General features: G+C 65.9%; 21 protein-coding genes. 6 read left to right on the forward strand and 15 right to left on the reverse strand.

The window, feature by feature from the left end; genetic code table 11:
* Positions 1-67 precede the first annotated feature (67 nt).
* On the forward strand, positions 68-979 hold the full coding sequence (locus tag ACFOHJ_RS12775; RefSeq protein ID WP_378220940.1) for a DMT family transporter: 912 nt from the start codon (positions 68-70) through the stop codon (positions 977-979).
* A gap of 73 nt (positions 980-1,052) precedes the next feature.
* On the opposite strand, the gene ACFOHJ_RS12780 is transcribed toward ACFOHJ_RS12775, so the two are convergent.
* The 6 genes from ACFOHJ_RS12780 to ACFOHJ_RS12805 form a co-directional block, all read right to left on the reverse strand.
* Positions 1,053-1,637 carry a CarD family transcriptional regulator gene (locus ACFOHJ_RS12780; protein ID WP_378220942.1) on the reverse strand — a complete coding sequence of 195 codons (585 nt, stop codon included), beginning with the start codon at positions 1,635-1,637 and terminating at the stop codon, positions 1,053-1,055.
* A gap of 358 nt (positions 1,638-1,995) precedes the next feature.
* Complete coding sequence (fdxA, locus tag ACFOHJ_RS12785; protein WP_378220944.1) at positions 1,996-2,334, reverse strand: ferredoxin FdxA; 339 nt, start codon at positions 2,332-2,334, stop codon at positions 1,996-1,998.
* A 131-nt stretch (positions 2,335-2,465) separates the two neighbouring features.
* Complete coding sequence (locus ACFOHJ_RS12790; protein WP_378220946.1) at positions 2,466-2,852, reverse strand: RNA-binding S4 domain-containing protein; 387 nt, start codon at positions 2,850-2,852, stop codon at positions 2,466-2,468.
* A gap of 24 nt (positions 2,853-2,876) precedes the next feature.
* The gene (locus ACFOHJ_RS12795; protein ID WP_378220948.1) at positions 2,877-6,176 is read right to left on the reverse strand and encodes a helicase-related protein; all 3,300 of its coding nucleotides are present in this window, start codon (positions 6,174-6,176) and stop codon (positions 2,877-2,879) included.
* A gap of 658 nt (positions 6,177-6,834) precedes the next feature.
* Positions 6,835-7,557 carry a beta-ketoacyl-ACP reductase gene (gene phbB, locus ACFOHJ_RS12800; protein WP_378220950.1) on the reverse strand — a complete coding sequence of 241 codons (723 nt, stop codon included), beginning with the start codon at positions 7,555-7,557 and terminating at the stop codon, positions 6,835-6,837.
* 108 nt (positions 7,558-7,665) lie between these two features.
* Complete coding sequence (locus ACFOHJ_RS12805) at positions 7,666-8,853, reverse strand: acetyl-CoA C-acetyltransferase (RefSeq protein WP_378220951.1); 1,188 nt, start codon at positions 8,851-8,853, stop codon at positions 7,666-7,668.
* 265 nt (positions 8,854-9,118) lie between these two features.
* On the opposite strand from ACFOHJ_RS12805, the gene phaR reads away from it, so the two are divergent.
* Positions 9,119-9,730, forward strand: a complete 612-nt coding sequence (gene phaR / locus ACFOHJ_RS12810) for a polyhydroxyalkanoate synthesis repressor PhaR (protein WP_378220953.1) — start codon at positions 9,119-9,121, stop codon at positions 9,728-9,730.
* 108 nt (positions 9,731-9,838) lie between these two features.
* Here phaR and ACFOHJ_RS12815 read toward each other — a convergent pair whose 3' ends face one another.
* Positions 9,839-11,350 (reverse strand): malonate--CoA ligase, encoded by a 1,512-nt coding sequence (locus ACFOHJ_RS12815; RefSeq protein ID WP_378221568.1) that lies wholly within the window; start codon positions 11,348-11,350, stop codon positions 9,839-9,841.
* Positions 11,351-11,528: 178 nt separating this feature from the next.
* Here ACFOHJ_RS12815 and ACFOHJ_RS12820 point away from each other — a divergent pair, with 178 nt between their 5' ends.
* Positions 11,529-12,599: a dipeptidase gene (locus tag ACFOHJ_RS12820; RefSeq protein WP_378220955.1), complete on the forward strand. Its 1,071-nt coding sequence runs from the start codon at positions 11,529-11,531 to the stop codon at positions 12,597-12,599.
* A 130-nt stretch (positions 12,600-12,729) separates the two neighbouring features.
* On the opposite strand, the gene ACFOHJ_RS12825 is transcribed toward ACFOHJ_RS12820, so the two are convergent.
* The 4 genes from ACFOHJ_RS12825 to ACFOHJ_RS12840 are packed head-to-tail and all read right to left on the reverse strand — an operon-like array spanning position 12,730 to position 17,495.
* Positions 12,730-12,975, reverse strand: a complete 246-nt coding sequence (locus ACFOHJ_RS12825) for a hypothetical protein (RefSeq protein WP_378220956.1) — start codon at positions 12,973-12,975, stop codon at positions 12,730-12,732.
* 5 nt (positions 12,976-12,980) lie between these two features.
* Positions 12,981-14,201, reverse strand: coding sequence for an aminomethyltransferase family protein (locus tag ACFOHJ_RS12830; protein ID WP_378220958.1), 1,221 nt, complete (start codon positions 14,199-14,201; stop codon positions 12,981-12,983).
* On the reverse strand, positions 14,201-15,889 hold the full coding sequence (locus ACFOHJ_RS12835) for a phytoene desaturase family protein (RefSeq protein WP_378220960.1): 1,689 nt from the start codon (positions 15,887-15,889) through the stop codon (positions 14,201-14,203). The genes ACFOHJ_RS12830 and ACFOHJ_RS12835 overlap by 1 nt, the downstream gene beginning before the upstream one ends.
* Positions 15,876-17,495, reverse strand: a complete 1,620-nt coding sequence (locus tag ACFOHJ_RS12840) for a phytoene desaturase family protein (RefSeq protein ID WP_378220962.1) — start codon at positions 17,493-17,495, stop codon at positions 15,876-15,878. Before ACFOHJ_RS12840 ends, ACFOHJ_RS12835 begins: the two co-directional genes overlap by 14 nt.
* Before the next feature lie 366 nt (positions 17,496-17,861).
* On the opposite strand from ACFOHJ_RS12840, the gene betI reads away from it, so the two are divergent.
* Positions 17,862-18,575, forward strand: a complete 714-nt coding sequence (gene betI / locus ACFOHJ_RS12845) for a transcriptional regulator BetI (protein WP_378220964.1) — start codon at positions 17,862-17,864, stop codon at positions 18,573-18,575.
* Between the two features lie 29 nt (positions 18,576-18,604).
* Positions 18,605-19,687 carry an ABC transporter substrate-binding protein gene (locus tag ACFOHJ_RS12850; protein WP_378220965.1) on the forward strand — a complete coding sequence of 361 codons (1,083 nt, stop codon included), beginning with the start codon at positions 18,605-18,607 and terminating at the stop codon, positions 19,685-19,687.
* Here the strand turns inward: ACFOHJ_RS12850 and ACFOHJ_RS12855 are convergent.
* From ACFOHJ_RS12855 to ACFOHJ_RS12870, 4 genes are read right to left on the reverse strand one after another with little or no spacing between them, the layout of a single operon-like run.
* Positions 19,671-20,141, reverse strand: coding sequence for a hypothetical protein (locus ACFOHJ_RS12855; RefSeq protein WP_378220967.1), 471 nt, complete (start codon positions 20,139-20,141; stop codon positions 19,671-19,673). The genes ACFOHJ_RS12850 and ACFOHJ_RS12855 overlap by 17 nt on opposite strands.
* Positions 20,142-20,172: 31 nt before the next feature.
* On the reverse strand, positions 20,173-21,246 hold the full coding sequence (locus ACFOHJ_RS12860) for an ABC transporter ATP-binding protein (RefSeq protein WP_378221569.1): 1,074 nt from the start codon (positions 21,244-21,246) through the stop codon (positions 20,173-20,175).
* A gap of 37 nt (positions 21,247-21,283) precedes the next feature.
* Positions 21,284-22,114: an ABC transporter permease gene (locus ACFOHJ_RS12865; protein ID WP_378220969.1), complete on the reverse strand. Its 831-nt coding sequence runs from the start codon at positions 22,112-22,114 to the stop codon at positions 21,284-21,286.
* Entirely contained in the window at positions 22,111-23,028 is a 918-nt protein-coding gene (locus ACFOHJ_RS12870; protein ID WP_378220971.1) for an ABC transporter permease, read from the reverse strand. Before ACFOHJ_RS12870 ends, ACFOHJ_RS12865 begins: the two co-directional genes overlap by 4 nt.
* 260 nt (positions 23,029-23,288) lie before the next feature.
* Between ACFOHJ_RS12870 and ACFOHJ_RS12875 the strand changes: the two genes are divergently transcribed.
* Positions 23,289-24,713 (forward strand): aminotransferase, encoded by a 1,425-nt coding sequence (locus ACFOHJ_RS12875; protein WP_378220973.1) that lies wholly within the window; start codon positions 23,289-23,291, stop codon positions 24,711-24,713.
* The last annotated feature ends 2 nt before the right edge of the window (positions 24,714-24,715 follow it).

Below are 24,715 nucleotides of genomic sequence, written 5' to 3' on the forward strand. Positions count from 1 at the left end.
GAACCCCGCGGATGTCCGGCAGGCATGCGGCAAGCGGACCGCCCATCCGATCCGGTGGAACGAACCCATGCCGAAGAAGGCCTATCTGCTGCTGCTGGCGACCATGCTGTTCTGGGCCGGCAACGCGGTGGCGGGCAAGCTCGCCGTCGGCCATGTCTCGCCGATGATCCTCAACCTCGCCCGCTGGGGCTTCATGCTGGCGATCCTCTTGGTGATTGGCGGCAAGCACCTGCGGCAGGACTGGCCGGCCATTCGCCGCCACTGGTGGTTCCTGCTTTTCACGGGCGCGATCGGCTTTACCGGCTTCAGCGTGGCCATGTACAGCGCGCTCGTCTACACCTCGGCCACCAATGTCAGCATCGAGCAGGGAGGCATCCCGCTGTTCGTGTTCGTCGCGTCCTTTCTGCTGTTTGGCACGCGGACGACCGTCGGGCAGATCGCCGGCTTCCTGCTTTCCTTCGCCGGCGTCGTGGTCACGGCCGTCAACGGCGACATCGAGGCGCTGCTTCACCTGACGATGAATTTCGGCGACGCGCTGATGCTGCTCGCCATCGTCGCCTTCGGCCTCTACACGGCCATCGTGCGGCGCAAGCCCGACATGCACTGGATGAGCCTGATGACGGCGCTTTGCATCGGCGCGGTCGCGAGCGCGCTTCCGTTCGTCGCCGCGGAGGCGCTGGCCGGCGATACCATCCTGCCCGACCGCCAGGGCTGGCTGATCATCGCCTATGCGGTGATCCTTCCTTCGCTCCTGGCACAGGCTTTCTATGTCCGCGCGGTCGAACTGATCGGCTCCAACCGGGCCGGCGTCTTCATCAATTTCCTGCCGGTATGGGGGGCGCTGCTTTCGCTGGTCGTCCTGGGCGAGTCGTTCCACGTCTACCATGCCGTCGCGCTGTCCCTGGTCGTGGCCGGCGTCCTGCTGGCCGAGGTAAGCGGCCACCGGGCGGACAGCAGGCGGCAGGCCGTGCCGGGCTGAGAGGAGCGGCCAACCGGAAAAACAAAACCCGGCACGAGGCCGGGTCTTGCAGCAGATCCGTACGGGCGGAAGCTCAGGCGGCCTCTTCCTGCTCGGCTTCCTCGTTGTCGGCCTTGGTGCCGCGCTTCGGCCCCTTGTTGAGATTGACCTCGATCAGCCGCACCGCCTCGGTCTCCGACATGCGGTTGACGGCGGCGATCTCGCGCGCCATCCGGTCGAGCGCGGCCTCGTAGAGCTGGCGCTCGGAGTAGGACTGTTCCGGCTGATTGTCGGCGCGATAAAGGTCGCGCACCACTTCCGAAATGGAAATCAGGTCGCCGGAATTGATCTTGGCGTCGTATTCCTGCGCGCGGCGCGACCACATGGTGCGCTTGATGCGGGCGCGGCCCTGCACCACTTTCAGCGCACGATCGACGTAGTCGCCTTCCGACAGCTTGCGCATGCCGATGGACGTCGCCTTGGCGACCGGCACCTTCAGCCGCATCTTGTCCTTCTGGAAGTCGATCACGAACAGTTCCAGCTTGTGGCCCGCGACTTCCTGCTCGTCGATGGAGACAATCTGGCCGACGCCATGCGCCGGATAAACGATAAACTCGCCAGTCTTGAAACCGTGCCGCGCTGGGGTCGCGGTCTTCTTCTGCGGGGTCGTCGTTGCCATTACGCCTGAACTCCTTCGTTGTGCGCCGGCAGCGCCGGCCTGACCCGGATCGCGGGAACCGATCCGGCCTTGCTGCCAGCCACAGGTAACCCATCCGAAAGAAGACAAGGGCCGGCAAGCCGCAAATGTGCGATTGCCCGGCCCGGATCGCTCCGGTTCAGATAGGAAAGTCCACCTTTCAGTGATTTAGGCGTTTGTCGCCGTAGATCGACATCGTGTCTGGCATATTGTCAGTGTAGATAACACAAAAAGTCGCCAGAATCAAGATTTTGCTGCATGCGCGAAGGTATGCCGTCGCAACCCGCCGGCAAACGGCCCGGTTGTCGTCCGGCAGCTCCCCCTGGCCCGTCGCGGATCGTCAGTTGCCTTCGCCGGGCTCCGGAGAAAAATATTTCTCGAACTTGCCGGCTTCGCCGTCGAAGGACTTGGCGTCGGCGGGCGGCTCTTTCTTGGCCGAAATATTGGGCCATTTATCGGCATATTCGGCGTTGAGCTGCAGCCAGTTGTCGAGGCCGGGCTCGGTATCGGGCTTGATCGCGTCGGCCGGGCATTCCGGCTCGCAGACGCCGCAGTCGATGCATTCGTCAGGATGGATGACGAGCATGTTCTCGCCTTCGTAGAAACAATCGACCGGACAGACCTCGACGCAATCCATGTATTTGCATTTGATGCAGTTATCGGTGACGACGTAGGTCATGGCAGGCTCCGGGATATCCCGTACGGCAGGCTATCTTTGGGTGAGGTAACGCCTTTGCCGGGCGCTTGCAAGGGACAGATCGCCCCGCAAATCAGCGCAGGCGCGCTCGCGCCCGGCGCTTGGCGTCTTGGTCAATCCTTGCCGAACAACCGGTCGGTCTGGCGGCGTTCCTTCTTGGTCGGCCGGCCGCTGCCGGCCTCGCGCAACGGCGCGATGGCGCTGGCGACGGCTTCCTCTTTCGGCACGGGCGGCGGCGACAGGTCCTCGTAGAGGCGGCGCGCCTCCTCGGCCGGGCCGCGCCGCGTGCCGGTACCGACGACCTTCCAGACGTGGATGGTGCGGTCGAGCGTGATGGTCAGCACGTCGCCCGGCTTGACCAGATCGGAGGCCTGCGCTGCTTTGTCGCGATTGATGCGCACCCGGCCCGCCGTCACCAGCTTGGCCGCCAGCGAACGCGATTTGACGGCGCGCGAGAAGAACAGCCACTTGTCGATGCGCTGACGGTTTTCGGGAGCCATCGTCGGCGGCCGTGCCGGAGCCGGCTACTTCTTCAACTGCTCGCGCAGCGCGGCAAGCTTGGCGAAGGGCGAGTCCGGGTCGAAACGGGCCGGCCGCTCCTCACGCGGCTTGCCCTGGAACACCGGCTTGCCGGGCGCGCCGCCCTTGCCCTCCGGCCGGCCGGCCTGGCGGTTCGGCTTGCCCTGGTTGCGGGGGGCGCCTTCGCCCTGCTGCGCCGGCTTGCCCTTGAAGCGGTTGCGGTCGAAGCGCGGACGGCCGCCCTTGCCGTCGCCCCGGCCCTCGCCCTTTTCCGCATCGCGTGCCGGCTCGCCGGCGTGGGCGCCACGGCCGTGGCCGCCATGGTGGCGATGATTTCCGCGCGGCCGCTCGAAGCGTGCCTGCCGCCACAAAAGGATCGGCTTCGGCTGTTCCTCAGGCGCGGCAGTCTCGTCCGTCTTGGCTTGCGCCTCGGCCGCCGTGTCGCCGCCGGTATCAGGCTCAACGGCTTCGCCGGCCGGAACGTCGGTTTCCGCCGCCTGAAGGGGCGGCTCGGGAGCAGTCGTGCCGTCGTCCGGCTGATCGGTTTCTTCGACCAGAAGGCCGGCGGTGGCGTCCGCCGTCATTGCAGCAGCCTCTTCCTCCACCAGTTGGGTTTCGGCCTCGCTGATAGCCTGCGGCGTCGCCTGCGGCTCGGCCGCAACGGGCGTTTCCGGCGCGGCAGCGTCGGCGGCAGGGCTGGCATCGGCCGGGCGCTCGGCTTCCTCAGCCGACAGGCCAGCGGTCGCATCCGCTTCGATTGCCTCGGCTTCCTTCGCCGCCAGTTTGGCTGCGGCGGCGGCGCGGTCGGCGGCGTCCTGCGCCTCCAGCCTGGCCTTCACTTCCGCTGCCGGCTTGGGCTCGGCGCGGTAGCCGAGGCCCTTGAGGATTTCCTCCATGTCGTCGGCATTGGCGCCGAGGATCGACATCATCGCCGGCGTCACCGTGAAGGCGTGGCCGTCATAGGCCCCTTCCGGCCGCGGCCCCAGGCCCGGCTTCCAGTTGGTGGCGGGGCGGATGAGGTCGGCGAGCCGCTCCAGAATATCGACGCGCACGGCGCGGCGCCCGAGGTTGCGGTATCCCGCCAGCCTATAGAAGGCCGGGTCGAAGGCCGGATCGATGACGACGGAGGTGCGGCCGGAGGCCAGTGCATGCACCACGTCGCCGAAGCCGGGCTTGTCCTTGCCGTCGTTCTTCAGCGCCCATAACAGCGTGATCAGCCCGGCCGGGGCCGGCTTGATCAGCGAAGGCACGAAGACGTGGTAGGCGCCGAAGCGCACGCCGAGACGGCGAAGGGCGGCACGGCCTTCCTGCTCCAGCGACTTCATCTCGGTCGCGATATCGCGGCGGTTGACCAGCCCGAAATTCTCCACCAGCTGGAAGGCGATGCCGCGGGCGATGCCCGACACCTGTTCGGCGTCGCGCAGGTCGACCAGCGGCTTCAGCAGGCTTTCGATCTGGAAATTGACGAAGCGCTCGGCGCGCGCGGCGACCTTGTCGCGGGCCGGCCCGGTCAACTGCTCGTCGGCAAGCAGCACCAGACGCGGCTTCAGCGCGTCCTCACCGGCCACCAGGGTGCCGATCGGCGCACCGATCCAGCGCAGCGTGCCGTCCGAACCCAGCGCGATGTCGCCATTGGCGCAAGCGGCGAAGCGCTCGGCGCGTGCCTCGAACTCCGCACCCAGCGCCTTCTGGGCGGCGGCCTTCACCGCCTTGGCATCCTCGCCTCCGGCGCTCTGGTCGGCGGTGAAGCGGAAGCCCTGCAACTCGCCGACATGGTGGCCTTCGACAAGGACGGTTCCGGTAGCGTCTATTTCGGCATCAAGCATGGTGTTTTCTCTAAGGCGCCGCATGAGGACGGAAGTCCTGCGGTCTACGAAGCGTTTCGTCAACCGCTCATGCAGGGCATCCGACAATCTGTCTTCGATTTCCCGCGTCTTTTCCTGCCAGTGTGCCGGATCGGCCAGCCAGCCGGGGCGGTTGGACACGAAAGTCCAGGTGCGGATCTGCGCGATCCGATGCGACAGCGTGTCGATGTCGCCTTCCGTGGCGTCGGCGCGGCGGACCTGCTCGGCCATGTAGTTTTCATCGACACGGCCGTGCCGGGCAAGGTCGGTATAGATCGAGGCGATCAGGTCGGCATGCTGGGCGGGCGCGATGCGCCGGTAGTCGGGCAGGGCGCAGGCTTCCCACAGCAGCGCGACGCGCTCGCGGTTCTTGGCCAGCGCGCGGATTTCCTCGTCGCGGGAAAGGTACTCCAGCGCCTGCGCATCCACGGCCGGCAGGGCGCGGGTCAGGCCCTCGACGGGGGCGTTGGTTTCGATGGAGCGCTTCAGGGCGTCGAGCGAGGAGAAGTCGAAAGCGGCGGTGCGCCATTGCAGCACCTTCACCGGCTCGAAGTCGTGGCCTTCGATCTTCTGGACGAGGTCCTCGTCGAACGGATCGACCTGGCCGGTGACGCCGAAGGTGCCGTCGCGCAGGTGCCGCCCGGCGCGCCCGGCGATCTGGCCGAGTTCGGCGGCGGTCAACTGCCGGTACTGAAAGCCGTCGAATTTTCGGTTCTGGGCGAAGGCGACATGATCGACATCGAGGTTGAGGCCCATGCCGATGGCATCGGTGGCGATGAGATAGTCGACGTCGCCGGACTGGTAGAGCGCCACCTGCGAATTGCGGGTGCGCGGCGACAGCGCGCCGAGCACGACGGCGGCCCCGCCCTGCTGGCGGCGGATCAGTTCGGCGATGGCATAGACCTCGTCGGCGGAGAAGGCGACGATGGCCGTGCGGCGCGGCAGCCGCGTCAGTTTCTTCGACCCGGCATAGGCAAGGTGCGAAAGGCGCGGCCGCGTAACGACGGAAATACCCCTGAGCAGCTTCTGCAGGATGCCCTGCATGGTCGCCGCGCCCAAAAGCAGCGTTTCCTGCCGGCCCCGCAGGTGCAGGATGCGGTCGGTGAAGATGTGGCCGCGCTCGAGGTCGCCCGCCAACTGCACCTCGTCCAGCGCCACGAAGGCGGCGTCGGTCTCGCGCGGCGTGGCCTCCACGGTGCAGACGAAGTATTTCGCGCCCGGCGGCTGGATCTTCTCCTCGCCGGTGACCAACGCCACCTTGGCCGAGCCGATCTTCTCGCAGACGCGGGCATAGACCTCGCGCGCCAGCAGGCGCAGCGGCAGGCCGATGATGCCGCTTTCATGCGCCACCATGCGCTCGATGGCGAGATGGGTCTTGCCGGTGTTGGTCGGCCCGAGCACCGCCGTCACGTCACGGCCAGAAAGGATCAGCGGCTCGGCAGGCTTTGGCTGGATGTTCATCGGCCCGGAAGAAAACCTTCTTGCCCTGCGATGCGGGGGAATGGCGCGTCAGACGGCGCGGGTGACACCCGACACATAGGGACTTGCCGCGCCAAGCGAAAGTGGAATGTTGCCGCCCCGTGTCCAGCAGCGCCGGCGAATATGCGCGCGGCCTTGAAGATGGAACGGGACTGGAACGAATCGGCGACGAATCGCTGACTCTCGCCGATTCAGGGTTTGTTCACGGCTACATATGGGTTTTGCGGCCTGCTGTCTCACCACATGCTGAATCGGCAGGACCATCATTTTCCGCCTCAAACGCATTTGCCGCCGAAGGATGCCGGCAAATGGCCGCGCGGAGGCGGCGCTCCTGCTTAACGTTCTGAATTTGTTTATTTTCCTTAACCGGAGGTAAGCGCTTTGCGCGCCCGGCGCCCCGTTTCTGTTAAGGGTTCGGCCAAACCCGGAACGAACGGGCGACGAATCAGCGATTGCGTCCCGTTTCCGGTTCGTTCGCCACCATATCTGGTATTATCCACAGCTTGTCCACCGAGGGCGCACAGGCTGGGCGGCCGATCGGCCGTCGGCAGGAGCACCGGTGTTAACTTCTGTGTGCCGGATCGGGACATGAGAAAAAGCGGGCCGAGTGGCCCGCTTTTAAGAAGGTGGCGGTTGTCGGTCAGGTGAAATACTGGCCGCCATTGGCCGTGATGGTGGAGCCGGTGATGAAGCCGGCGTCGTCGGAGGCCAGGAAGACGACGCAGCGCGCGATTTCCTCTGGCTCGCCGAGGCGCCCCACCGGGATCTGGGCGATGATCGATTCGCGTACCTTCTCGGGCACGGCCATCACCATGTCGGTACCGATATAGCCGGGGCAGATGACGTTGACGGTGATGCCGGCGCGGGCGCCTTCCTGGGCCAGCGCCTTGGTGAAGCCGATGTCGCCGGCCTTCGAGGCCGAGTAGTTGACCTGGCCCATCTGGCCCTTCTGGCCGTTGATCGAGGAGATGGTGATGATGCGGCCGAACTTGCGGTCGCGCATGCCGCTCCACAGCGGATGGGTCATGTTGAAGGCGCCGGAAAGGTTGGTGTCGATCACCTCTTTCCACTGCTCGCGCGTCATCTTGTGGAACATGGAGTCGCGGGTGATGCCGGCATTGTTGACCAGCACCGAGACCGGGCCGAGATCGGACTCCACCTGGGCGATGCCCGCGGCGCAGGCGTCATAATCCGCGACCGACCATTTGTAGGTCTTGATGCCGGTCTCGGCGGTGAATTTCTGTGCCGCCTCGTCATTGCCGGCATAGTTTGCCGCAACCGAATAACCGGCGTTTTTGAGCGCGATGGAGATGGCGGCGCCGATGCCGCGCGACCCCCCGGTAACGAGTGCGACTTTGGTCATGTTGGTTCTCCTCCACAATTTCCGGGGAATAGGGGAACAAGGGAGTAGGAGAGAACGGTTGGTTCCGTGCCTTCCCTTACTCGCCTGCTGCCCTATTCCCCTATTCCCTTAGTTCATTGCTTCCACGCACATGGCGACGCCCATGCCGCCGCCGATGCACAGCGTGGCGAGGCCCTTCCTGGCGCCGCGTCGCTTCATCTCGAACACCAGCGTGTTGAAGATGCGCGCGCCCGAAGCGCCGATCGGATGGCCGATGGCGATGGCGCCGCCGTTGACGTTGACGATCGAGGGGTCCCAGCCCATGTCCTTGTTGACGGCGCAGGCCTGCGCGGCGAAGGCCTCGTTGGCCTCTACAAGGTCGAGGTCGCCGACCGACCAGCCGGCCTTTTCCAAAGCGCGGCGCGAGGCCGGGATCGGCCCGGTGCCCATGATGGTCGGGTCGACGCCGGCGGTGGCCCAGGAGGCGATGCGCACCAGCGGGGTGAGGCCGCGCCGCACGGCTTCCGCCTCGGTCATCAGCAGCGCGCCGGCGGCGCCGTCATTGATGCCGGAGGCGTTGCCGGCCGTCACGGTGCCTTCCTTGTCGAAAGCCGGCTTCAGTTTCTGCATGGCCTCGATCGTGGCGCCGTGGCGGATATATTCGTCGTCCTCGACCACCGTGTCGCCCTTGCGGCCCTTGACGGTGAAGGCGACGATCTCGTCCTTGAATTTGCCGGCCTTCTGGGCGGCCTCCGCCTTGTTCTGCGAGGCGAGCGCGAAGCGGTCCTGCTCGTCGCGCGTGATCTGGAACTGCTTGGCGACGTTCTCGGCCGTCGTGCCCATGTGGTAACCGTTGAAGGCGTCCCACAGCCCGTCCTTGATCATGGTGTCGATCAGCTTCAGGTCGCCCATCTTGGTGCCGGAGCGCAGGTGCTGGGCGTGCGTCGACAGCGACATGGATTCCTGGCCGCCGGCGATGATGATGTCGGCGTCGCCCGAGGCGATCTGCTGCATGCCGAGCGCGATCGCGCGAAGGCCCGAGCCGCATACCTGGTTGAGGCCCCAGGCGGTCGTCTCCTTGGGCAGGCCGGCGTTGATCGAGGCCTGGCGCGCCGGGTTCTGCCCCTGGGCCGCGGTCAGCACCTGGCCGAGGATGACTTCGTTCACTTCGGCGGCCTCGACCTTCGCGCGCGCCAGCAATTCGCGGATGACGGCCGCGCCGAGGTCGTGCGCGGGGGTAGCGGCGAATGCCCCGTTGAAAGAGCCGACGGGCGTGCGCGCGGCGCTGGCGACGACGATGGCATTGGCAGCAGGCATTCTTTTTCTCCGGTGGATGGTGCAATTCAGACGTGTCTACTTTTCTTGCCCTTTCCCATCGGCGAGTCAAACCGGAAATAGGTCGAGTGTCGTCGGGCTCCCGGACCTCGCCGGCCGCGGCGACATTTGCCGGCATAAGCGGCATCGGCGCTCCCGCACTGCACAAAGCGCTTGGAATTGCATCGACTTTGCGCATATCCTCGGCCCCAGACGCAATGCCACCGGCCTGTTCGATCGAAGGCGGGCCGGTCGCCGGAGGAGACTGATGGCGGCAAAAGACGAACCGGTGGTGATCAAGAAGTACGCGAACCGGCGGCTCTACAACACGGGCACGAGCACCTATGTGACGCTCGAGGATCTGGCCGAGATGGTCAAGAAGGGGGAGGAATTCACGGTCCAGGATGCCAAGACGGGGGAGGACATCACCCACCCCGTGCTGACGCAGATCATTTTCGAACTGGAGAACAAGGACGGGCAGAACATGCTGCCGGTTTCCTTCCTGCGCCAGTTGATCGCCTTCTACGGCGACCAGATGCAGGCAGTGGTGCCGAGCTTCCTCGAGCAATCGATGATCGCCTTTTCCAAGGAGCAGGAACGGTTCCGCGCGCAGATGAAGGCCTCGCTGGCGCAATCGCCCATTGACGTCATGAAGTCGCCAATGAAGGCGCTGGAGGAGCAGACGCGCCGCAACATCGAGATGTTCCAGAACGCGATGCGCATGTTCACGCCGTTCCCGCAGGCCGGCGGCGCTGCCGATGCTCCGCAGGGCGAAGAAAAGGGCGAGGCGAACAAGGACGAGGCGGAGAAGGCCGGCGACCTGCAGGAACTGAAGGAACAGATCGCGGCCATGCAGCGCAAGCTGGACACCATGTCCTGACGCGGTTTTCTCCCTTCCTCCGGTGCAGGGCAATCGCCTGTAAGGCTCGACCCACACTGGCACGCCATATGCGATTACCCTGCCCAGTCCGGAGCGGAAGGCAAGCGGCTAGGCGAAAACGCCCTTGAAGCGCTCCCGCAGCGCGTTCTTCTGCACCTTGCCCATGGTGTTTCGCGGCAGTTCCGCGATGGAAAAGACGCGGCGCGGCTGCTTGAAGCGCGCGAGCTTCGGGGCGATGGCGGCAAGCAGCGCCGCCTCGTCCAGCGTCGCCCCCGCCCGGGGCACGACCACGGCGACCACGGCCTCGCCGAGGTCGGGATGCGGCACGCCGATCACCGCCGATTCCAGCACGCCGGGTTCCTCGTCCAGCAGAAGTTCCACTTCCTTCGGGTAGATGTTGTAGCCGCCGGCGATGATCAAATCCTTGGCGCGGCCGACGATGGTGACGTAGCCATCCGCATCGAGCGTGGCGAGGTCGCCGGTGATGAAGAAGCCGTCAGGGCGGAATTCCTCGCGCGTCTTTTCCGGCATTTTCCAGTAGCCCTTGAAGACGTTGCGGCCCTTGACCTCGATGATGCCGACCTCGCCGGTCGCCACCGGCCGGCCGCTCTCGGGCTCGACGATGCGCAGGTCCACCCCGGGCAGCGGGCGGCCGACGGTGCCGGCGCGGCGCTCGCCGTCATAGGGGTTGGAGGTGTTCATGTTGGTCTCGGTCATGCCGTAGCGCTCGAGGATCTTCTTGCCGGTGCGCCGCTCGAACTCGACATGGGTATCGGCCAGCAGCGGCGCGCTGCCGGAAACGAACAGCCGCATATGCGACGTCAGTTCGCGGGTCAGGCGGGGATCGGCGAGAAGGCGGGTGTAGAAGGTCGGCACCCCCATCATGGTCGTCGCCTGCGGCATCATCGCGATCAGGTCGTCGATGTCGAGGGCCGGCAGGAAGATCATCGAGCCGCCGGCAAGCAGGATGGTGTTGGTGGCGACGAACAGGCCATGCGTGTGGAAGATCGGCAGCGCGTGCAGCAGCACGTCGCTTTCGGTGAAGCGCCAGGTTTCGACGAGCGCCTCGGCATTGGACAAAAGGTTGTCCTGCGTCAGCATCGCGCCTTTCGAGCGGCCGGTGGTGCCGGAAGTGTAGAGGAAGGCTGCCAGGTCGTCGGAACGCCGCTCCGCCGGCTCGAAGCGCTCCGGCTGCCCGCGCGCCAGATCGGCAAGCGTTCCCGACCCGTCGCCGTTCAGCGTCAGCAACCGTGCGCCGGCCCCGGCCGCGACCGGCTCCAGCGCCGAGGCGCCGGCGCCGTCGCAGACCAGAAGCTTCGCTTGCGCGTCGCTGACGAAATAGTCGACCTCGCTCGGCGTATAGGCGATGTTGAGCGGCAGGAACACGGCGCCCGCCGCGACGCAGGCGGCGTAGACCGCCAGCGCCTCGGGCGATTTCTTCGCCTGCAACGCGACCCGGTCGCCCGGTTCGACCCCGCATGCCCTCAGCGCATGGGCGAAGCGCGCGGTCTGCCGCAGGAACGCGCCGTAGCTGACGGCACGGCGGTCCTTCAGCGCCAGGAACGTTTTTTCACTCCCCTCATGGGCGAGAAAAAGCGCATCGTAGAGCGTGTTGGCCATGGCTGTCCCCGAGGTACCGTTCACCCCTTTCCAGCATTCCAGACGCGCCGCCACAAGGGTGAAGTTGAAGACGGGGAGCGAAGTTGAAGACGGGATGAAGTCGAAGACGGCATTTGCGCAGGCCCACACTTCTGCCTAAACAGGAGGGACCCTCCTCCCCATGAAACGAGTTGCCCCGATGTCACAAGCTCCTCTCGTTCCGGTCTTCGACGGCCATAACGACACGTTGCTCAAGCTCTACATGACGCAGCAGGCCGACAAGGAAAAACTGTTCATGGAAGGCGCGCCGGCCAACTGGCACATCGACCTGCCGCGCGCGAAAAAGGGCGGCTTCGCCGGCGGCATGTTCGCGATGTTCCCGCCGCCGGTCGAGGAGGAGCGGCCGCCCAAGCCCGTCGGCGCCTCGACCATGCCCGGCAACGACGAGCCGATGGCGCCGCGCCTGTCGATCGACGAGGCGCGGACCTCGACGCTCGGCATGGCCTCGATCCTGTTCAGGCTGGAGCGCGCCGGCGCGCTCACCGTCTGCCGCAGCGCCGCCGATATCCGCGCGGCGATGGCGCGCGGCTCGCTCGCCGCGGTGTTCCATATCGAGGGCGCGGAAGCGATCGACACCGATCTCGCCGCGCTGGACGTGCTTCACGCGGCCGGCCTGCGCTCGCTCGGAATCGTGTGGAGCCGGCCTAACGCTTTCGGCCATGGCGTGCCGTTCCGCTTTCCCGCCTCGCCCGACATCGGCGACGGCCTGACCGACGCCGGCAAGGCGCTGGTGAAAGCCTGCAACCGGCTGAAGATCCAGATCGACCTTTCCCATCTCAACGAGAAGGGCTTTCGCGACGTGGCGGCACTCAGCGACGCGCCGCTGGTCGCCACCCACTCCAACGTCCATTCGATCAGCGCCAGCGCGCGCAACCTGACCGACTGGCAGCTTGGCGCCATCCGCGACAGCAAGGGCATGGTCGGGCTCAACTTCGCCACCGGGTTCCTCGACCCGCGCGGCTCGTCGGACCGCAAGGTCGGGCTCGACATCATGGTGCGTCATGTCGATGCGCTGCTGGAGGCGCTGGGCGAAGACGGCGTCGGCTTCGGCTCGGATTTCGACGGGGCGGGGATTTCCGACGAGATCGGCGACGTCGCCGGCCTGCCAAACCTGATCGACGCGCTGCGCAAGCATGGCTACGGCGAGGAACTGATCGAAAAGATCGCCTGGAAGAACTGGGTGGGCATGCTGGAACGCGTGATCGGCTAGGAGACCTCTTGAAAACTCCGTGAGGCCGGGCTGCAAACGGCGTCCGGCTCCGCGCCGGTGCTCACGTACCTGATGTACGCTCCACTCCGGTGCTCGCCGGTCACCGTTTTCGCCACTGCCTGACGGTTTTTCAAGAGGACTCTGACGTCATCCGTTCGAGCCATCTTCTGCCCACGCCGCGCTCGCGGATGATCGGCAGCGGGTCCTCGCGGTCGAGCCGGGCGCAGATGCGGTAGACTTCCAGCGTTTCCGCATCCATCTCGCCGCGCTTGTGGAAATACATGGCCGCCGCATAGCGGGTGCGGCCGGACCATTCCTCGCCGAGCGGGGTGTTGACCAGCCGCCACTGCTCGGCGGCTTCCGCTTCATCGGCCATCGCCGTCAAAAGTCCGCCGGCGGGGTGGCGGTGCGGCGCTCGAGCCGGATGAAGGGGCGGGGCACCACCTTCGCCCGCTTCATCATCTTCTCGTATTTCAGTTCGCGCATCGCGTAGATTTCCACCCAGAGATCGTCGGTGATGCGGTCGCCATAGGGGTGCTCCAGCGAGGCGAGGGCGATGTTGCGCTTGGCCATCGGCGACCACATGGCGGCGCTGACCAGCCCGACCTCTCGCGACTTCCGGTGATAGACGATGGCGTGCTCGGCCGGAATATTGCCCTCGACCTCCAGCCCGACCAGCACATGGCGCAGTTTTTTCCTCTTCCGTGCTTCAAGAATGGCGCGGCGGCCGTTGAAATGGCCCTTCGCCGGATCGACCATGAAGCCGAGGCCGATCTCATCGGGCATGCGCAGCCGGTCGGCGCGGATCGCGTGCTCGGCGGTGACGAAGTCCGAATTGGCGACGATCAGGCCTGCCTCCAGCCGAGCGCGGTTGAGCGCGGTGTAGCCGATGGCGCGGATGCCGTGCAGTTCGCCCGCCTTCATTAATCGGTCCCATAAGGACAGAGCCCGCTCGGCCGGCACGAACAGTTCGTAGCCAAGGTCGCCGGTGAAGCCGGTGCGCGAGATGACGACGGTTGCGCCGTCATGCGCGAATTCGGCGAGGTCGAAGACCTTCAGCCGCTCGACGCCGGCGAAGCCGGCCTCGTGGAGCACCGCGAACGAGGTCGGCCCCTGCAGGGCCAGCCCGGCGACGGCTTCCGTTTCCTCCTCGATCGCGACGTCGAAGCCGATGGCGGAATCGAGCAGCCACGGCAGGTGGCGTTCCTGCGCGCACAGCCTGAAGCGGGTCGGCGAAAGCCGGAACAGGGTGCCGTCGTCCAGCACATGGCCGGCATCGTCGCACCAGGCGGTGTAGTGCACGCGGCCGGGCTTCAACCTGGCCACGTCGCGCAGCGTCAGCCGGTTGCAGAAAGCCTCTGCCTCCGGCCCGTCGATGCGGTACTTGGTCATCGGCGAAATATCGAATAGCGCCGCCTGGCTGCGGATGGCGAAATATTCCAGTTCCTCGTCCCACAGCGAAGCGGGCGCGCGGTAGCCGGACCAGTCGTACCAGTCCTGCGTCTTCGCCAGTTCGTCGATGCGCGGCTGGAACGGGGTGCCCGCCCGCAGCGTGTGGAAATGAAGCTGGGCGGCGCGGCGAGACGAAGCCGGGATATCCATCACCTGTCCCTCCTTTCCATCATCCGCCTTGCCGCGTTGAGGCCCGGCAGGCCGGAAACGCCGCCGCCCGGATGCGAGCCGGCGCCGGCCAGGAACAGGCCGTCGATCGGCGTATCGTAGCCGGACCAGCCGGCGACCGGGCGCGACACCAGCATCTGGTCGGCCTGCAGCTCGCCGTGATGCCAGTGGCCGCCCGGCATGCGGTAGCGAGTTTCGATGTCGGCCGGCGTCAGCAGTTCGGCGTGGCGCACCAGCTTGCCGATGCCGGGCGCATAGGCTTCCAGTTGCGCCATGATCGCCGCCAGAAACTTCGGCTTGCCGGTTTCCCAGCCCTCCCTCAGGGCGTAGGGCGCGTACTGCACCACCGCCGAGAGCACGCAGGCGCCGTCGGGGGCCAGCGACGGGTCGGCGAGCGAGGGCAGGGTGATCTCCATCACCGGCTCCGGCGAGAACTCTCCGTATTTCGACGGATTGAACGCTCGTTCGACGTGATTGGTCGAGGGGGCGATGACCAGCCGACCGACCTGAGCCGCCTCTAGGCCGCTGAACTGCGGCGGCCGGTCCAGCGCCAGATGGAGCTTGGCGGCATCGCCCTTCATGCGGATGTTCTTGACCTTGCGCACGAAGCCGGTGTCGAGTTCCCGCGCCCCGACGAGGTCGAGGAAGGTCGTCGCCGGGTTGATTGCCGAAATGACGGTGCGCGCGCGGATTTCCTCGCCGTCGGCAAGTACGACGCCGGTGGCGCGGCCGGCCTCGACCGTGATCCTGCTTACCGACTGGCCGACGCGGATGTTCACCCCGGCCCTTTCCGCCGCTGTGCGGATGGCGGCGATGATCGCGCCCATCCCGCCGTGCGGCACGGCCTGCGCGCCCGCCACGCCGTCGATCTCGCCGGCCAGACGATAGTACAGGCCGAGCAGCGAGGTCGGCGAGCGCGGGCCGAGATGCGCGCCCAGCACGGCGTCGAAGGCCAGAAGACCTTTCAGTCGGTCGTCGGCAAGCTGTTCGTCGGTCAGGTCGGCGACGTTCATCAGCAGAACGCGCAGGAAATCCCGCATGTCCTCGCGGCCCAGCCGCTTCAGCGCCAGCGCCGTGCCGCTGAGCGAGAACTTGTCGCCGAGCGACAGGTCGCCGAGGTCGGGTGGGCGGCGGGAAAGCAGCGGCTTCAGCACGCCGGCATAGCGCAGAAGCTGCGCGCGCAGTTCCCTCCATGCGGCCTGTTCGGCATCACTCGCGCCGGAAAGCGTTTCGCCATAGGCGCCGTGCAGCGTGAGGTGGTCGCCGTCCGGGGAGAGGGCGACCGAGGGAGCGAAGGTGGCGGCGCCGATACCCCCACCCCTGACCCCTCCCCGCAAGGGGGAGGGGGATGCGGAGAAGTCGCGGCTAGGTCCCCCTCCCCCTTGTGGGGAGGGGTCAGGGGTGGGGGTATGCAACGCATTTCCCGCCCCGTACTCGTCCAGTTCAAGCGCCTTCACGACCTCGGCACTCAGCCGATTGAGCACATGTGCGGTCGAGACTCGAAAGCCGGGGAAAAATTCTTCCGTGCGGGCGCAGCCGCCGATCTCGGGGCTGGCTTCCAGCACCAGAACCTTGCGTCCGCTCCTGGCGAGCATGGCGGCGCAGACCAGGCCGTTGTGGCCGCCGCCGATGACGACAGCGTCCCATTTGGGCAAATCAAATGACGTCATGGGCGGGGCTCATATGCTGGGCCGGTCGGGCAAGGTCGCGCAAGATTTCGGCGGCGGCGTTGCGACCGGGCGCGCCCATGACGCCGCCGCCCGGATGGGTGGAGGAGCCACAGATATAAAGCCCGCCGACCGGCGAACGATACTGCGCGTAGCCCGGCACCGGACGGTTGAACAGAAGCTGGTCGAAGGTCAGTTCCCCCTGGAAGATGTTGCCTTCGGTGAGGCCGACCTCGGCCTCCAGTTCGCGCGGCGTGCGCACCTCCATGTGAACGATGCGGTCGCGGAAGCCGGGCGAATAGGCGGCGATCTGCGAGACCACGCTTTCGGCGAAACCGTCGCGGTCGGCGTCGGTCCAGTCGCGGCCATGGATCTTCGGCGGCGCGTATTGCACGAAGCAGCTCATGAAGTGCTTGCCCGGCGCGGCCATGGTCGGGTCGAGCGTGGTCGGGATCATCATGTCGAGGAAGGGATCGGCCGACCACGTGCCGGCCTTCCAGTCGTCATAGGCGCGCTCCATCCGCTCCACGGAATCGGTGAAGTGCAGGTCTCCGCGCAGGCAGGGCGAATCCTTCGGCAGGGCCGGGAATTCCGGCATCGAGTCCAACGCGATGTTGACCTTGCCCGACGAGCCCCTGATCTTGAAGTTCTTTACCCGGCGCAGGAAAGTTTCCGGCAGTTCCTTCTCTTCCACCAGCTTGAGGAAGGTGCGCTTCACGTCGGCGTTGGAGACGACCAGCTTGCCGTCGATCTCCTCGCCCCCCGCCAGCACGATCCCGGTCGCCTTGCCGCCGCCGACCAGCACGCGCTCGACCTCGGCGCCGGTGCGGATGGTGCCGCCGCTGGCCTGGAAGGAAGCCGCCAGCGCCTTGGTGACCGCGCCCATGCCGCCGCGCGCATAGCCCCAGGCGCCGACCGAGCCGTCGACCTCGCCCATATAGTGATGCAAAAGTACATAGGCGGTGCCGGGCGACATCGGCCCAAGTGCGGTGCCGATGATGCCGGAAATGGCGAAATTCGCCTTGATGACGTCCGTCTCGAAATATTCGTCGAGGAATTCGGCGATCGACATGGTCCAGAAGCGCAGCGTCAGCCCCATCTCGTCCGGGCTGAGATCGGCGAATTTCCTGCCGAGATAGAGCAGCTCGCCGAGGTCGCGTGGCCGGAAGCTGGTCGGGTCCGGCGCGGTGCGCATCAACAGCGGCTGGATGAAGCGGCACTGCCGGGTCACGTCGCGCGCGTAGCGCTCATAGGCTTCGGCATCACGCTTCGAGAAACGGGCGAATTCGCGCCGGTGTGCGTGATGGTCGCGATAATTGCCGAGATAGTCGCCGTCCTGCGTCAGCACCGCGCCGCCTTCATAGGCGATGACCTGCAGTCCGAAGCGCGGCAGTTCCAGGTCGCGCATGATCTCGGGCCGGAACAGCGAGCAGACATAGGAGCAGTTGGAATAGACGAAGCCCGGCATATGCGAGCGGCTGGTCGCAGCGCCCCCGACCCAGTCGTTCTTTTCCACCACCAGGACATCGAGCCCTGCCCGCTGCAGGTAGCAGGCGTTGACGAGCCCGTTGTGGCCGCCCCCGATGACGATCGCGTCCCATTTCTTCATTTCGGCTCCCGCACTCCGCAAGCGTCGAACGCAGGCCGGCACCGGCGGCCCGCTCCGGCGCGGCCCGCTGCCCTCCCTTTGGGGAAAGTGGCACGGCCGGAGCCGACCTGTCCAGTCATATTGAATGAATGTTCAACAAATGATGTTGCGTTTTGCGGTCGATGGGATACGCTTTTGCTTCGGCTGCGGCAGCCAGGTATCGAGATTGGACGCATGAATCGGACCGATGAGCGAGAGCGGGCACATCCCGGGGCAACCGCCGGGACTTTCCGCCACCGGACCCCTTCTGGCAAGCCGCGCCGGCCTCTTGACAGCGCCCCAGCATGTCCTGCTCATCTGAGCGGACGGATAGCCGGATAACCGGCCATGCTGGAGGCCTTTGCCCTGATGAATACCGGAACGCCACCGATACGTGACATCCCGAAGAAGAGCGACAAGGAGAAACGCAGCCGCAAGGCTTCCAAGGAAGTGCGCCGCCAGCAACTGATCGAGGCGACCATCGATTCACTCGCCAAGCGCGGCTATTCAGACACGACGATGGCGGACGTGGCCGACGGCGCCAAGCTGTCGCGCGGCATCGTCAATTTCCATTTCGAGAGCAAGGAGAAGTTGCTGATCGCGACGCTCCAATACATGTACGACGAGTACGCCGCCCATTGGCGCGCGGCGCTCGACAAGGCCGGCGAGGACCCGGCCTCGCGGCTGCAGGCGCTGGTCGCCGCCGATTTCGACCGCGCCGTCTGCAACCGGCGCAAGCTTGCCGCCTGGTGCGCCTTCTGGGGCGAGGCCAAGTCGCGGCCGACCTACCAGGCGCTGAGCGGCGCCCGCGACAAGGCCTATCAAGGCACCATCGTGGAACTGTGCACCCTGCTCAAGGCGGAGGCCGGCTACGACTACGATCCGGAGCCGATCGCGCTGGCGCTGAGCACCATGCTGGAAGGGTTGTGGCTCAGGCTGATGATAGGGGCCGACGACGTATCGCGCGAGACGGCGCTGGCCGGCGCCAACGCCTTCCTGGCGACCGCCTTTCCCAGGCATTTTGCGCGCGCCGGCACCGGGCGGGACGCGACGGAACCATAATTATCGGAACCAAACGGGAGGATGGAACGATGAAACGACTGACCCGACGCCTGACATTAACCCTGGCGCTGGCAGGTACGCTGGCGGCCTCTGCGGCATCTTTCGCAAGGGCCGACGACCAGGGCCTGACGATCTTCGACTGGGCAGGCTACGAGGACCCGAGCTTCCATCCCGAATATGTCGAGAAGCACGGCGATTCCCCCACCTTCGCCTTCTTCGGCGACGAGGACGAGGCGTTCGAGAAACTGCGCTCCGGCTTCAAGGCCGATCTCGGCCATCCCTGCTCGCAAAGCGTGACCAAGTGGCGGGAGGCCGGCCTGCTGCAGCCGCTCGACACCTCGAAGATCACCGGGTGGAACGATCTGTTGCCCGGCATCATGGCGATGAAGAACCTCGCCACCGACGAGAACGGCAAGGCGTGGTTCATGCCGTGGGACTGGGGCGACACCCAGCTCACCTACAATTCCGAGAAGGTGGACGAAAAGGACGTCCAGTCGCTCAAGGCCTTCGCCGATCCGAAGTTCAAGGATCGCGTCTCGATCGGCGACAATGTCGACGACGCCTATGCGCTGGCGAGCCTTGCCATCGGCCTCAAGGACTGGACCAAGATGACGGACGACCAGTTCAAGCAGGCCTCCGACTTCCTGCGCCAGGTGCACAAGAACGTCCGCCTTTACTGGACCGACACCACCGACATCGTGCAGGCCCTTTCCGGCGGCGAGATCGATCTCGCCTGGGCGTGGAATGACGCCACCGTGCAATCGGTCGCAAACGGTGCGCCGATCAAGTCGAAGAAGGACACCGACGAGGGCATGTCGACCTGGGTGTGCGGCTACGTGCTGTTCAAGGACGCGCCCGGCAGCATCGACAAGGCCTATGACTACCTGAACGCCGTCAACGACCCCGAGGTCGCCAAGGTGCTGGTCGGCGACTGGGGCTACGGGCAGGCCAACGCCAAGGGCATGGAAGGGGTCGACCCGGCCGTGCTGAAGGAAAAGGGCTATGACGACGTGCACAAATTCGTCGACAAGACGCTGTTCCAGTCGCCCGTCCCCTCCGATCTCAAGCTCAAGATGATCGCCGAGTTCGAGAAGATCAAAGCCGGCTATTGAGGGAACTGCCGGCCGCATCCTCGATGCCGCCGACGATGCGGGCCAGCGTGGCGTGATAGAACGTTTCTCGTTCCAGAAGCCATTGCTGGCCGCGCGGCCAGGCGGCGACGTCGGTCGCCGGCAGCGCCAGCCGCGCCAGGTACGGGTAGCCGCCGCTGGCGGCCGCAACGCCGAGGGCGATCCCCAGGCGCGGTTCGTAAAGGTCGAGCTTGCGCGCCGCCCCCTTCAGCGACAGCCCGCGCTCCCCGCGCACGAACAGGCCGACGCTGCGGTTGGTCAGGTAAAGCGAGATGAAGATGTCGGTTCCGGCCACCGGCCGCCAGCGCGAATACCGGTTGCCGCGGTAGAGGCGCAGGCCGGGCCGAAGGGCCGCGTAGCGTTCCCAGAACTCGGCGCAGTCCGCGGACGAGAGCTTGCGCAGGCCGGTCGGGGGAAATGGGTCGGGTTGAAGCATGCCGACAGTGCACCCTGTCGGCAAGCGCGCGTCAATCCGCCATCGCCACCAGCGCCTCGGGATCGTAGGCGAGGCGGATTTCGGCGCCGAGCGGGAGGTCGTCGGCGCCGAAATCGTTGGTCTCGATGACAGACAGCGGCGCCTCGAAGCCCGGTATCTTCACGACCAGATGCGTCACTTCGCCGAAATAATGCCGTTCGACGACTTCGCCGGCGACCTCGAACTCGGATCTTTCGTCGTCCCACAGGACGCGCAGCCGCTCCGGCCTGATCCCCAGCGTGGCGGTGCCGCCGTTGCGCACGAAGGCTGAGGGCTTGTCGGTCCGGACGCGGCCGAAGCCCAGGGTATCCACGGTCAGCGAGGTGCCGGTTTCCTCGACGATATCGGCGCGCACGAAGTTCATGCCCCCAAGAAAGTCCGCGACCTGGCGGTTGACCGGGCGCTGGTAGATGTCCTTGGGCGAATCCACCTGCGCGATCCTGCCGCCGAACATCACCGCAATGCGGTCGGACATGGCCAGCGCCTCGTACTGGTCGTGCGTCACCAGCACGAAGGTGATGCCGACGGCCTTTTGCAGGCGCCGCAGTTCCACCTGCATCTGCTCGCGCAGTTTCTTGTCGAGCGCCGACAGCGGCTCGTCGAGCAAGAGCACCTTCGGCCGCATCACGAGCGCGCGGGCGAGCGCCACGCGCTGGCGCTGGCCGCCGGACAGTTCGGTCGCGCCGCGCTTGCCCAGGCCGGTCAGCGAAACCTGCGCCAGCGCTTCCTCGACCCGGCGCCTTTCCTCCGCCGTGCCGAGCTTCAGCCGCTTCAACCCGTAGGCGACGTTCTGCTCGACATTGAGATGCGGGAAGATGGCGTAGCTCTGGAACACCATGTTGGTCGGGCGGCGGTTGGCCGGAATGCCCGCCATCGGCTGGCCATCGACGGCAATGGTGCCAGTGGTCGGGTTGTCGAAGCCGGCGATCATCCGCAAAAGCGTGGTCTTGCCGCAGCCCGAAGGTCCCAGCAGCGAAAAGAACTCACCTTCGCGGATCGTCAAATTGGCGTCGTCCAGCGCCTTGAAGGCGCCGTAGCTGCGGGTGACGCGGTCGATCTCGATCATGACGCGATCCGGCATGGTGCGATCCGATATCGTGCGCTCAGGCATAGACGCCTCCTTCGGTATGGGCGCGATTGGCCGCGCGGCGGCGCAGGATTTCGGCGAGCGTCATCATCAGGAAGGAGGCGAGGAGCAGCAGCGTGCCGAGCGCCAGCACGCCGGGCAGCTTGGCGGCAAAGCGCAACTGGCCCCAGATATAGATCGGCAGCGTCGGCTCGGTCCCGGTAAGGAAGAAGGCGATCATGAATTCGTCGAGCGAGATGGTGAAGGACACCAGCAGGCTGGAAATGATCGCCGGCGCCACCATCGGCAGGGTCACGCGCCGGAACGTGCCGAAAGCCGTCTCGCCGAGGTCGGCCGAGGCTTCCTCGAGGCTGCGGTCGAACCCTTCGAAGCCCGAGGTCAGCACCGTCATCGAATAGGGGATGCAGATGAGGATGTGGCCGAGCACCACCGTGAACAGCGACAGGCTGAGGCCCAGTTGCAGCATCACCAGCAGCATGGAAATGGCGATGATGATCTCCGGCAGCACCAGCGGCGCCATGATCAGCCCGTTGATCGGCCGGCGGCCGGGGAAGCGGTAGCGGGTGATGGCGCGCGCGGCGAGGATGCCGAAGACGGTCGACAGCACCGAGGCCGAGATGCCGACCACCAGGCTGTTCCATGCGGCGTCGAGCAGGGCCGGCGTGTGCGGCAATTGCTCGTACCATTTCCAGGTAAAGCCGGTGAACGGAAATTTCGGCGTCGCCGCCGTATTGACCGAAAAGATCGGCAGGAAGATCACCGGCAGGTAGAGGAAGATCACGTAGACCAGCGCGTAGAGGCCGAGCCAGCGGCCGCCTGGGAGGAAGCGGGCGAACCGGCCCTTCATCGCGCCAGCCTGGCGGCGCGGCGCAGGATCAGCACGGCTGCCCCTGCCATGGCGGTGACGACGGCCATGGTGGTGACGGAAAGCGCTGCCCCCAGCGGCCAGTTGGCGGCCTTGCCGAACTGCGCCTGGATGGCGTTGGCGATCATGACGCCGTCCTTGCCGCCGACCAGCTTGGGCGTCACATAGTCGCCGACGGTCGGGATCATCACGATCAGCAGGGCGGCAATGACACCGGGCATGGAGAGCGGCAGCGTTACCCGCAGGAAACTGCGCAGCGGGCCGTCGCCGAGGTCGGTGGCAGCCTCGACCAGCGTGCGGTCGACCTTTTCCAGCGACACGAAGATCGGCAGCACGGCAAAGGCCGCCCAGGCATGGGTGAGCGTGATGATGACGGCGCTCGAATTGTAGAGCAGCGCCGTGGTCGGCTCGCTGGTGATGCCGAGGCCCATCAGGCCCGAATTGAGCACGCCGTTATAGCCGAGGATCACCTTCCACGCCATGACGCGCAAGAGATAGCTGGTCCAGAACGGGATAGTGATGAGGAACAGCCACAGGCCTTTGCGCGCCCCGCCGTGGAAGGAAATATAGTAGGCGATGGGGTAGGCGAAGACGACGGTAAGGACGCTCACCATCACCGAGATATAGAGGGAACGCCACAACAGGTCGCGGTAGATCGGCTCGGTCAGTGCGACGCGGTAGTTCTCCAGGGTGAAGGTGCGGTCGATGGTGAGGTAATGCTGCGTCCAGAAGGAGTGCGCGATCACCACCAGGATCGGCACGAACAGGAACACCAGCGCATAGAGCAGGGTGGGGCTGATCAGCGCCAGTCCCTGCGTGGATTCGGATTGCAGGATGGCCTTGCGGCCGGCCTGCGCCGCAGCCGGGCGCAAAGGCCGTTCCGCCACCGCGGTCATCGTGGAAGACCCCGCGCGATAGGGTTTGTCGGACTGAGCATTGCCACTATGCTGCCCTCCCGGGGCGCCGGCTTTCCCCGGCCGGCTTTCTTTCATCATGAGCGTATTCGCACGTTGAAATCAAGCGCTATTTCTGTAATATTGATTGAATGGACATTCAATATGGCGTGAGGAAAAGGGCGATTTCCAACGCTTGGAGATCGTACCGGCGCCGGCGGGAATTCAGTCCGCGGGCAGTGTAAGCAAAGACGGGATCATCGATGGCAGCGATACGCAAGAGCATGGTGGCGGAAGAGGCCGGCGCTGCCGGCGAGGCGGACGACGCCGTGGGCCTGGCCACGCGCCATCTGGTGCAGCCCTGGCCCTATGCCGGCTCGGCGGGGGCGGAGGCGCGCACGCTGATCGGCGAGGGCGACGGCATCTACATCACCGACGCCATGGGCAAGCGCCTGATCGACGGTCCTGCCGGCATGTGGTGCACCAATGTCGGCCACCGCCGCGAAGAGCTTGCAAGGGTCATGTACGACCAGTCGATGCAGCTTTCCTACAATACGCCCTGGTACACGATGAACGCGCCGTCGGCGCAATTGGCGCAGCGCATCGCCGGTCACGCGCCGGGCGACCTCAGCCATGTCTTCTTCACCACCGGCGGCTCCACCGCCGTGGAGACGGCGCTGCGCTTCATGCAGTTCTATAACAACGTCAAGGGCCGGCCGGACAAGAAGCTGATCCTGTCGCGCGGCGGCGCCTATCACGGCTCCACCTACCTGTCGGCCTCGCTCAACGGGCGCCCGCGCTCCCACGACTGGATGGACGGCCTCGACGCCATCGCCGTCAAGCTGACGGCGCCCGATCCGTTCCGCCGCCCGCAGGGCATGAGCATCGAGGCCTTCGGCGATTTCCTGGTGGAAGAGTTCCGCGACACGGTGGCCCGCATCGGCGCGGAAAGGATCGGCGCCTTCATCGGCGAGCCGGTGCAGGCCTCGGGCGGCGTCATCGTGCCGCCGGACAACTACCTGAAGCGGATTCGCGAGATCTGCCGCGTCAACGACATCCTGTTCATCGCGGACGAGGTCGTCACCGCCTTCGGCCGGCTCGGCTCGATCTTCGCCTCCGGGGAGGTGTTCGGCCTCGACCCCGACATGATCACCTTCGCCAAGGGCGTCACTTCCGGCTATTTTCCGCTTGGCGGTGTCGTCATTTCGGAACGGCTGCTGGAAGGCCTGCGCCGCTCCAACCATCCGGACGCGCTGTTCGGCCACGGCCTGACCTATACCAGCCATCCGGTCGGCTGCGCCGTGGCGTTGAAGAACCTCGACCTGCTGGAGGGCGGCGTGCTGGCGCATGCGCGCGAAGTCGCCCCCTACTTCCAGGCGCGGCTGAAATCGCTGGAGGAACTGCCGCTGGTCGGCGAGGTGCGCGGCATGGGGCTGATGGCCTGCGTCGAATGCGTGGCCGACCGCGAGAGCAAGAACCCGCTCGAACTGGACACAAATGTCGGCGAGCGCATCGACCGGCATTGCCAGGAACTGGGGCTCCTGGTGCGGCCGCTGATCAACATGTGCGTGATGTCGCCGCCGCTCGTCATCACCCGCGGCCAGATCGATACCCTGGTGGACATCCTGCGCGAAGGCATTTCGCGCACCATGGAGGAACTGCGCAAGGAAGGCGTCTGGCAGGGCTGACG

This window comes from Aquamicrobium soli, from assembly GCF_042646345.1.
GTDB classification, from domain to species: Bacteria; Pseudomonadota; Alphaproteobacteria; order Rhizobiales; family Rhizobiaceae; genus Mesorhizobium; species Mesorhizobium soli_A.

Bases quoted from the DNA above. Each gene is read 5' to 3' on its own strand.
- ACFOHJ_RS12825 (WP_378220956.1), bottom strand. From the start codon at position 12,975: ATGGCCGATGAAGCGGAAGCCGCCGAGCAGTGGCGGCTGGTCAACACC.
- fdxA (WP_378220944.1), bottom strand. From the start codon at position 2,334: ATGACCTACGTCGTCACCGATAACTGCATCAAATGCAAATACATGGAT.
- ACFOHJ_RS12790 (WP_378220946.1), bottom strand. From the start codon at position 2,852: ATGGCTCCCGAAAACCGTCAGCGCATCGACAAGTGGCTGTTCTTCTCG.
- phbB (WP_378220950.1), bottom strand. From the start codon at position 7,557: ATGACCAAAGTCGCACTCGTTACCGGGGGGTCGCGCGGCATCGGCGCC.
- ACFOHJ_RS12780 (WP_378220942.1), bottom strand. From the start codon at position 1,637: ATGGCAACGACGACCCCGCAGAAGAAGACCGCGACCCCAGCGCGGCAC.
- ACFOHJ_RS12775 (WP_378220940.1), top strand. From the start codon at position 68: ATGCCGAAGAAGGCCTATCTGCTGCTGCTGGCGACCATGCTGTTCTGG.
- ACFOHJ_RS12855 (WP_378220967.1), bottom strand. From the start codon at position 20,141: ATGCTTCAACCCGACCCATTTCCCCCGACCGGCCTGCGCAAGCTCTCG.
- phaR (WP_378220953.1), top strand. From the start codon at position 9,119: ATGGCGGCAAAAGACGAACCGGTGGTGATCAAGAAGTACGCGAACCGG.
- ACFOHJ_RS12830 (WP_378220958.1), bottom strand. From the start codon at position 14,201: ATGGATATCCCGGCTTCGTCTCGCCGCGCCGCCCAGCTTCATTTCCAC.
- ACFOHJ_RS12835 (WP_378220960.1), bottom strand. From the start codon at position 15,889: ATGACGTCATTTGATTTGCCCAAATGGGACGCTGTCGTCATCGGCGGC.
- ACFOHJ_RS12870 (WP_378220971.1), bottom strand. From the start codon at position 23,028: ATGACCGCGGTGGCGGAACGGCCTTTGCGCCCGGCTGCGGCGCAGGCC.
- ACFOHJ_RS12805 (WP_378220951.1), bottom strand. From the start codon at position 8,853: ATGCCTGCTGCCAATGCCATCGTCGTCGCCAGCGCCGCGCGCACGCCC.
- ACFOHJ_RS12840 (WP_378220962.1), bottom strand. From the start codon at position 17,495: ATGAAGAAATGGGACGCGATCGTCATCGGGGGCGGCCACAACGGGCTC.
- ACFOHJ_RS12795 (WP_378220948.1), bottom strand. From the start codon at position 6,176: ATGAACATCCAGCCAAAGCCTGCCGAGCCGCTGATCCTTTCTGGCCGT.
- ACFOHJ_RS12875 (WP_378220973.1), top strand. From the start codon at position 23,289: ATGGCAGCGATACGCAAGAGCATGGTGGCGGAAGAGGCCGGCGCTGCC.
- ACFOHJ_RS12865 (WP_378220969.1), bottom strand. From the start codon at position 22,114: ATGAAGGGCCGGTTCGCCCGCTTCCTCCCAGGCGGCCGCTGGCTCGGC.
- ACFOHJ_RS12815 (WP_378221568.1), bottom strand. From the start codon at position 11,350: ATGGCCAACACGCTCTACGATGCGCTTTTTCTCGCCCATGAGGGGAGT.
- betI (WP_378220964.1), top strand. From the start codon at position 17,862: ATGCTGGAGGCCTTTGCCCTGATGAATACCGGAACGCCACCGATACGT.
- ACFOHJ_RS12860 (WP_378221569.1), bottom strand. From the start codon at position 21,246: ATGATCGAGATCGACCGCGTCACCCGCAGCTACGGCGCCTTCAAGGCG.
- ACFOHJ_RS12820 (WP_378220955.1), top strand. From the start codon at position 11,529: ATGTCACAAGCTCCTCTCGTTCCGGTCTTCGACGGCCATAACGACACG.
- ACFOHJ_RS12850 (WP_378220965.1), top strand. From the start codon at position 18,605: ATGAAACGACTGACCCGACGCCTGACATTAACCCTGGCGCTGGCAGGT.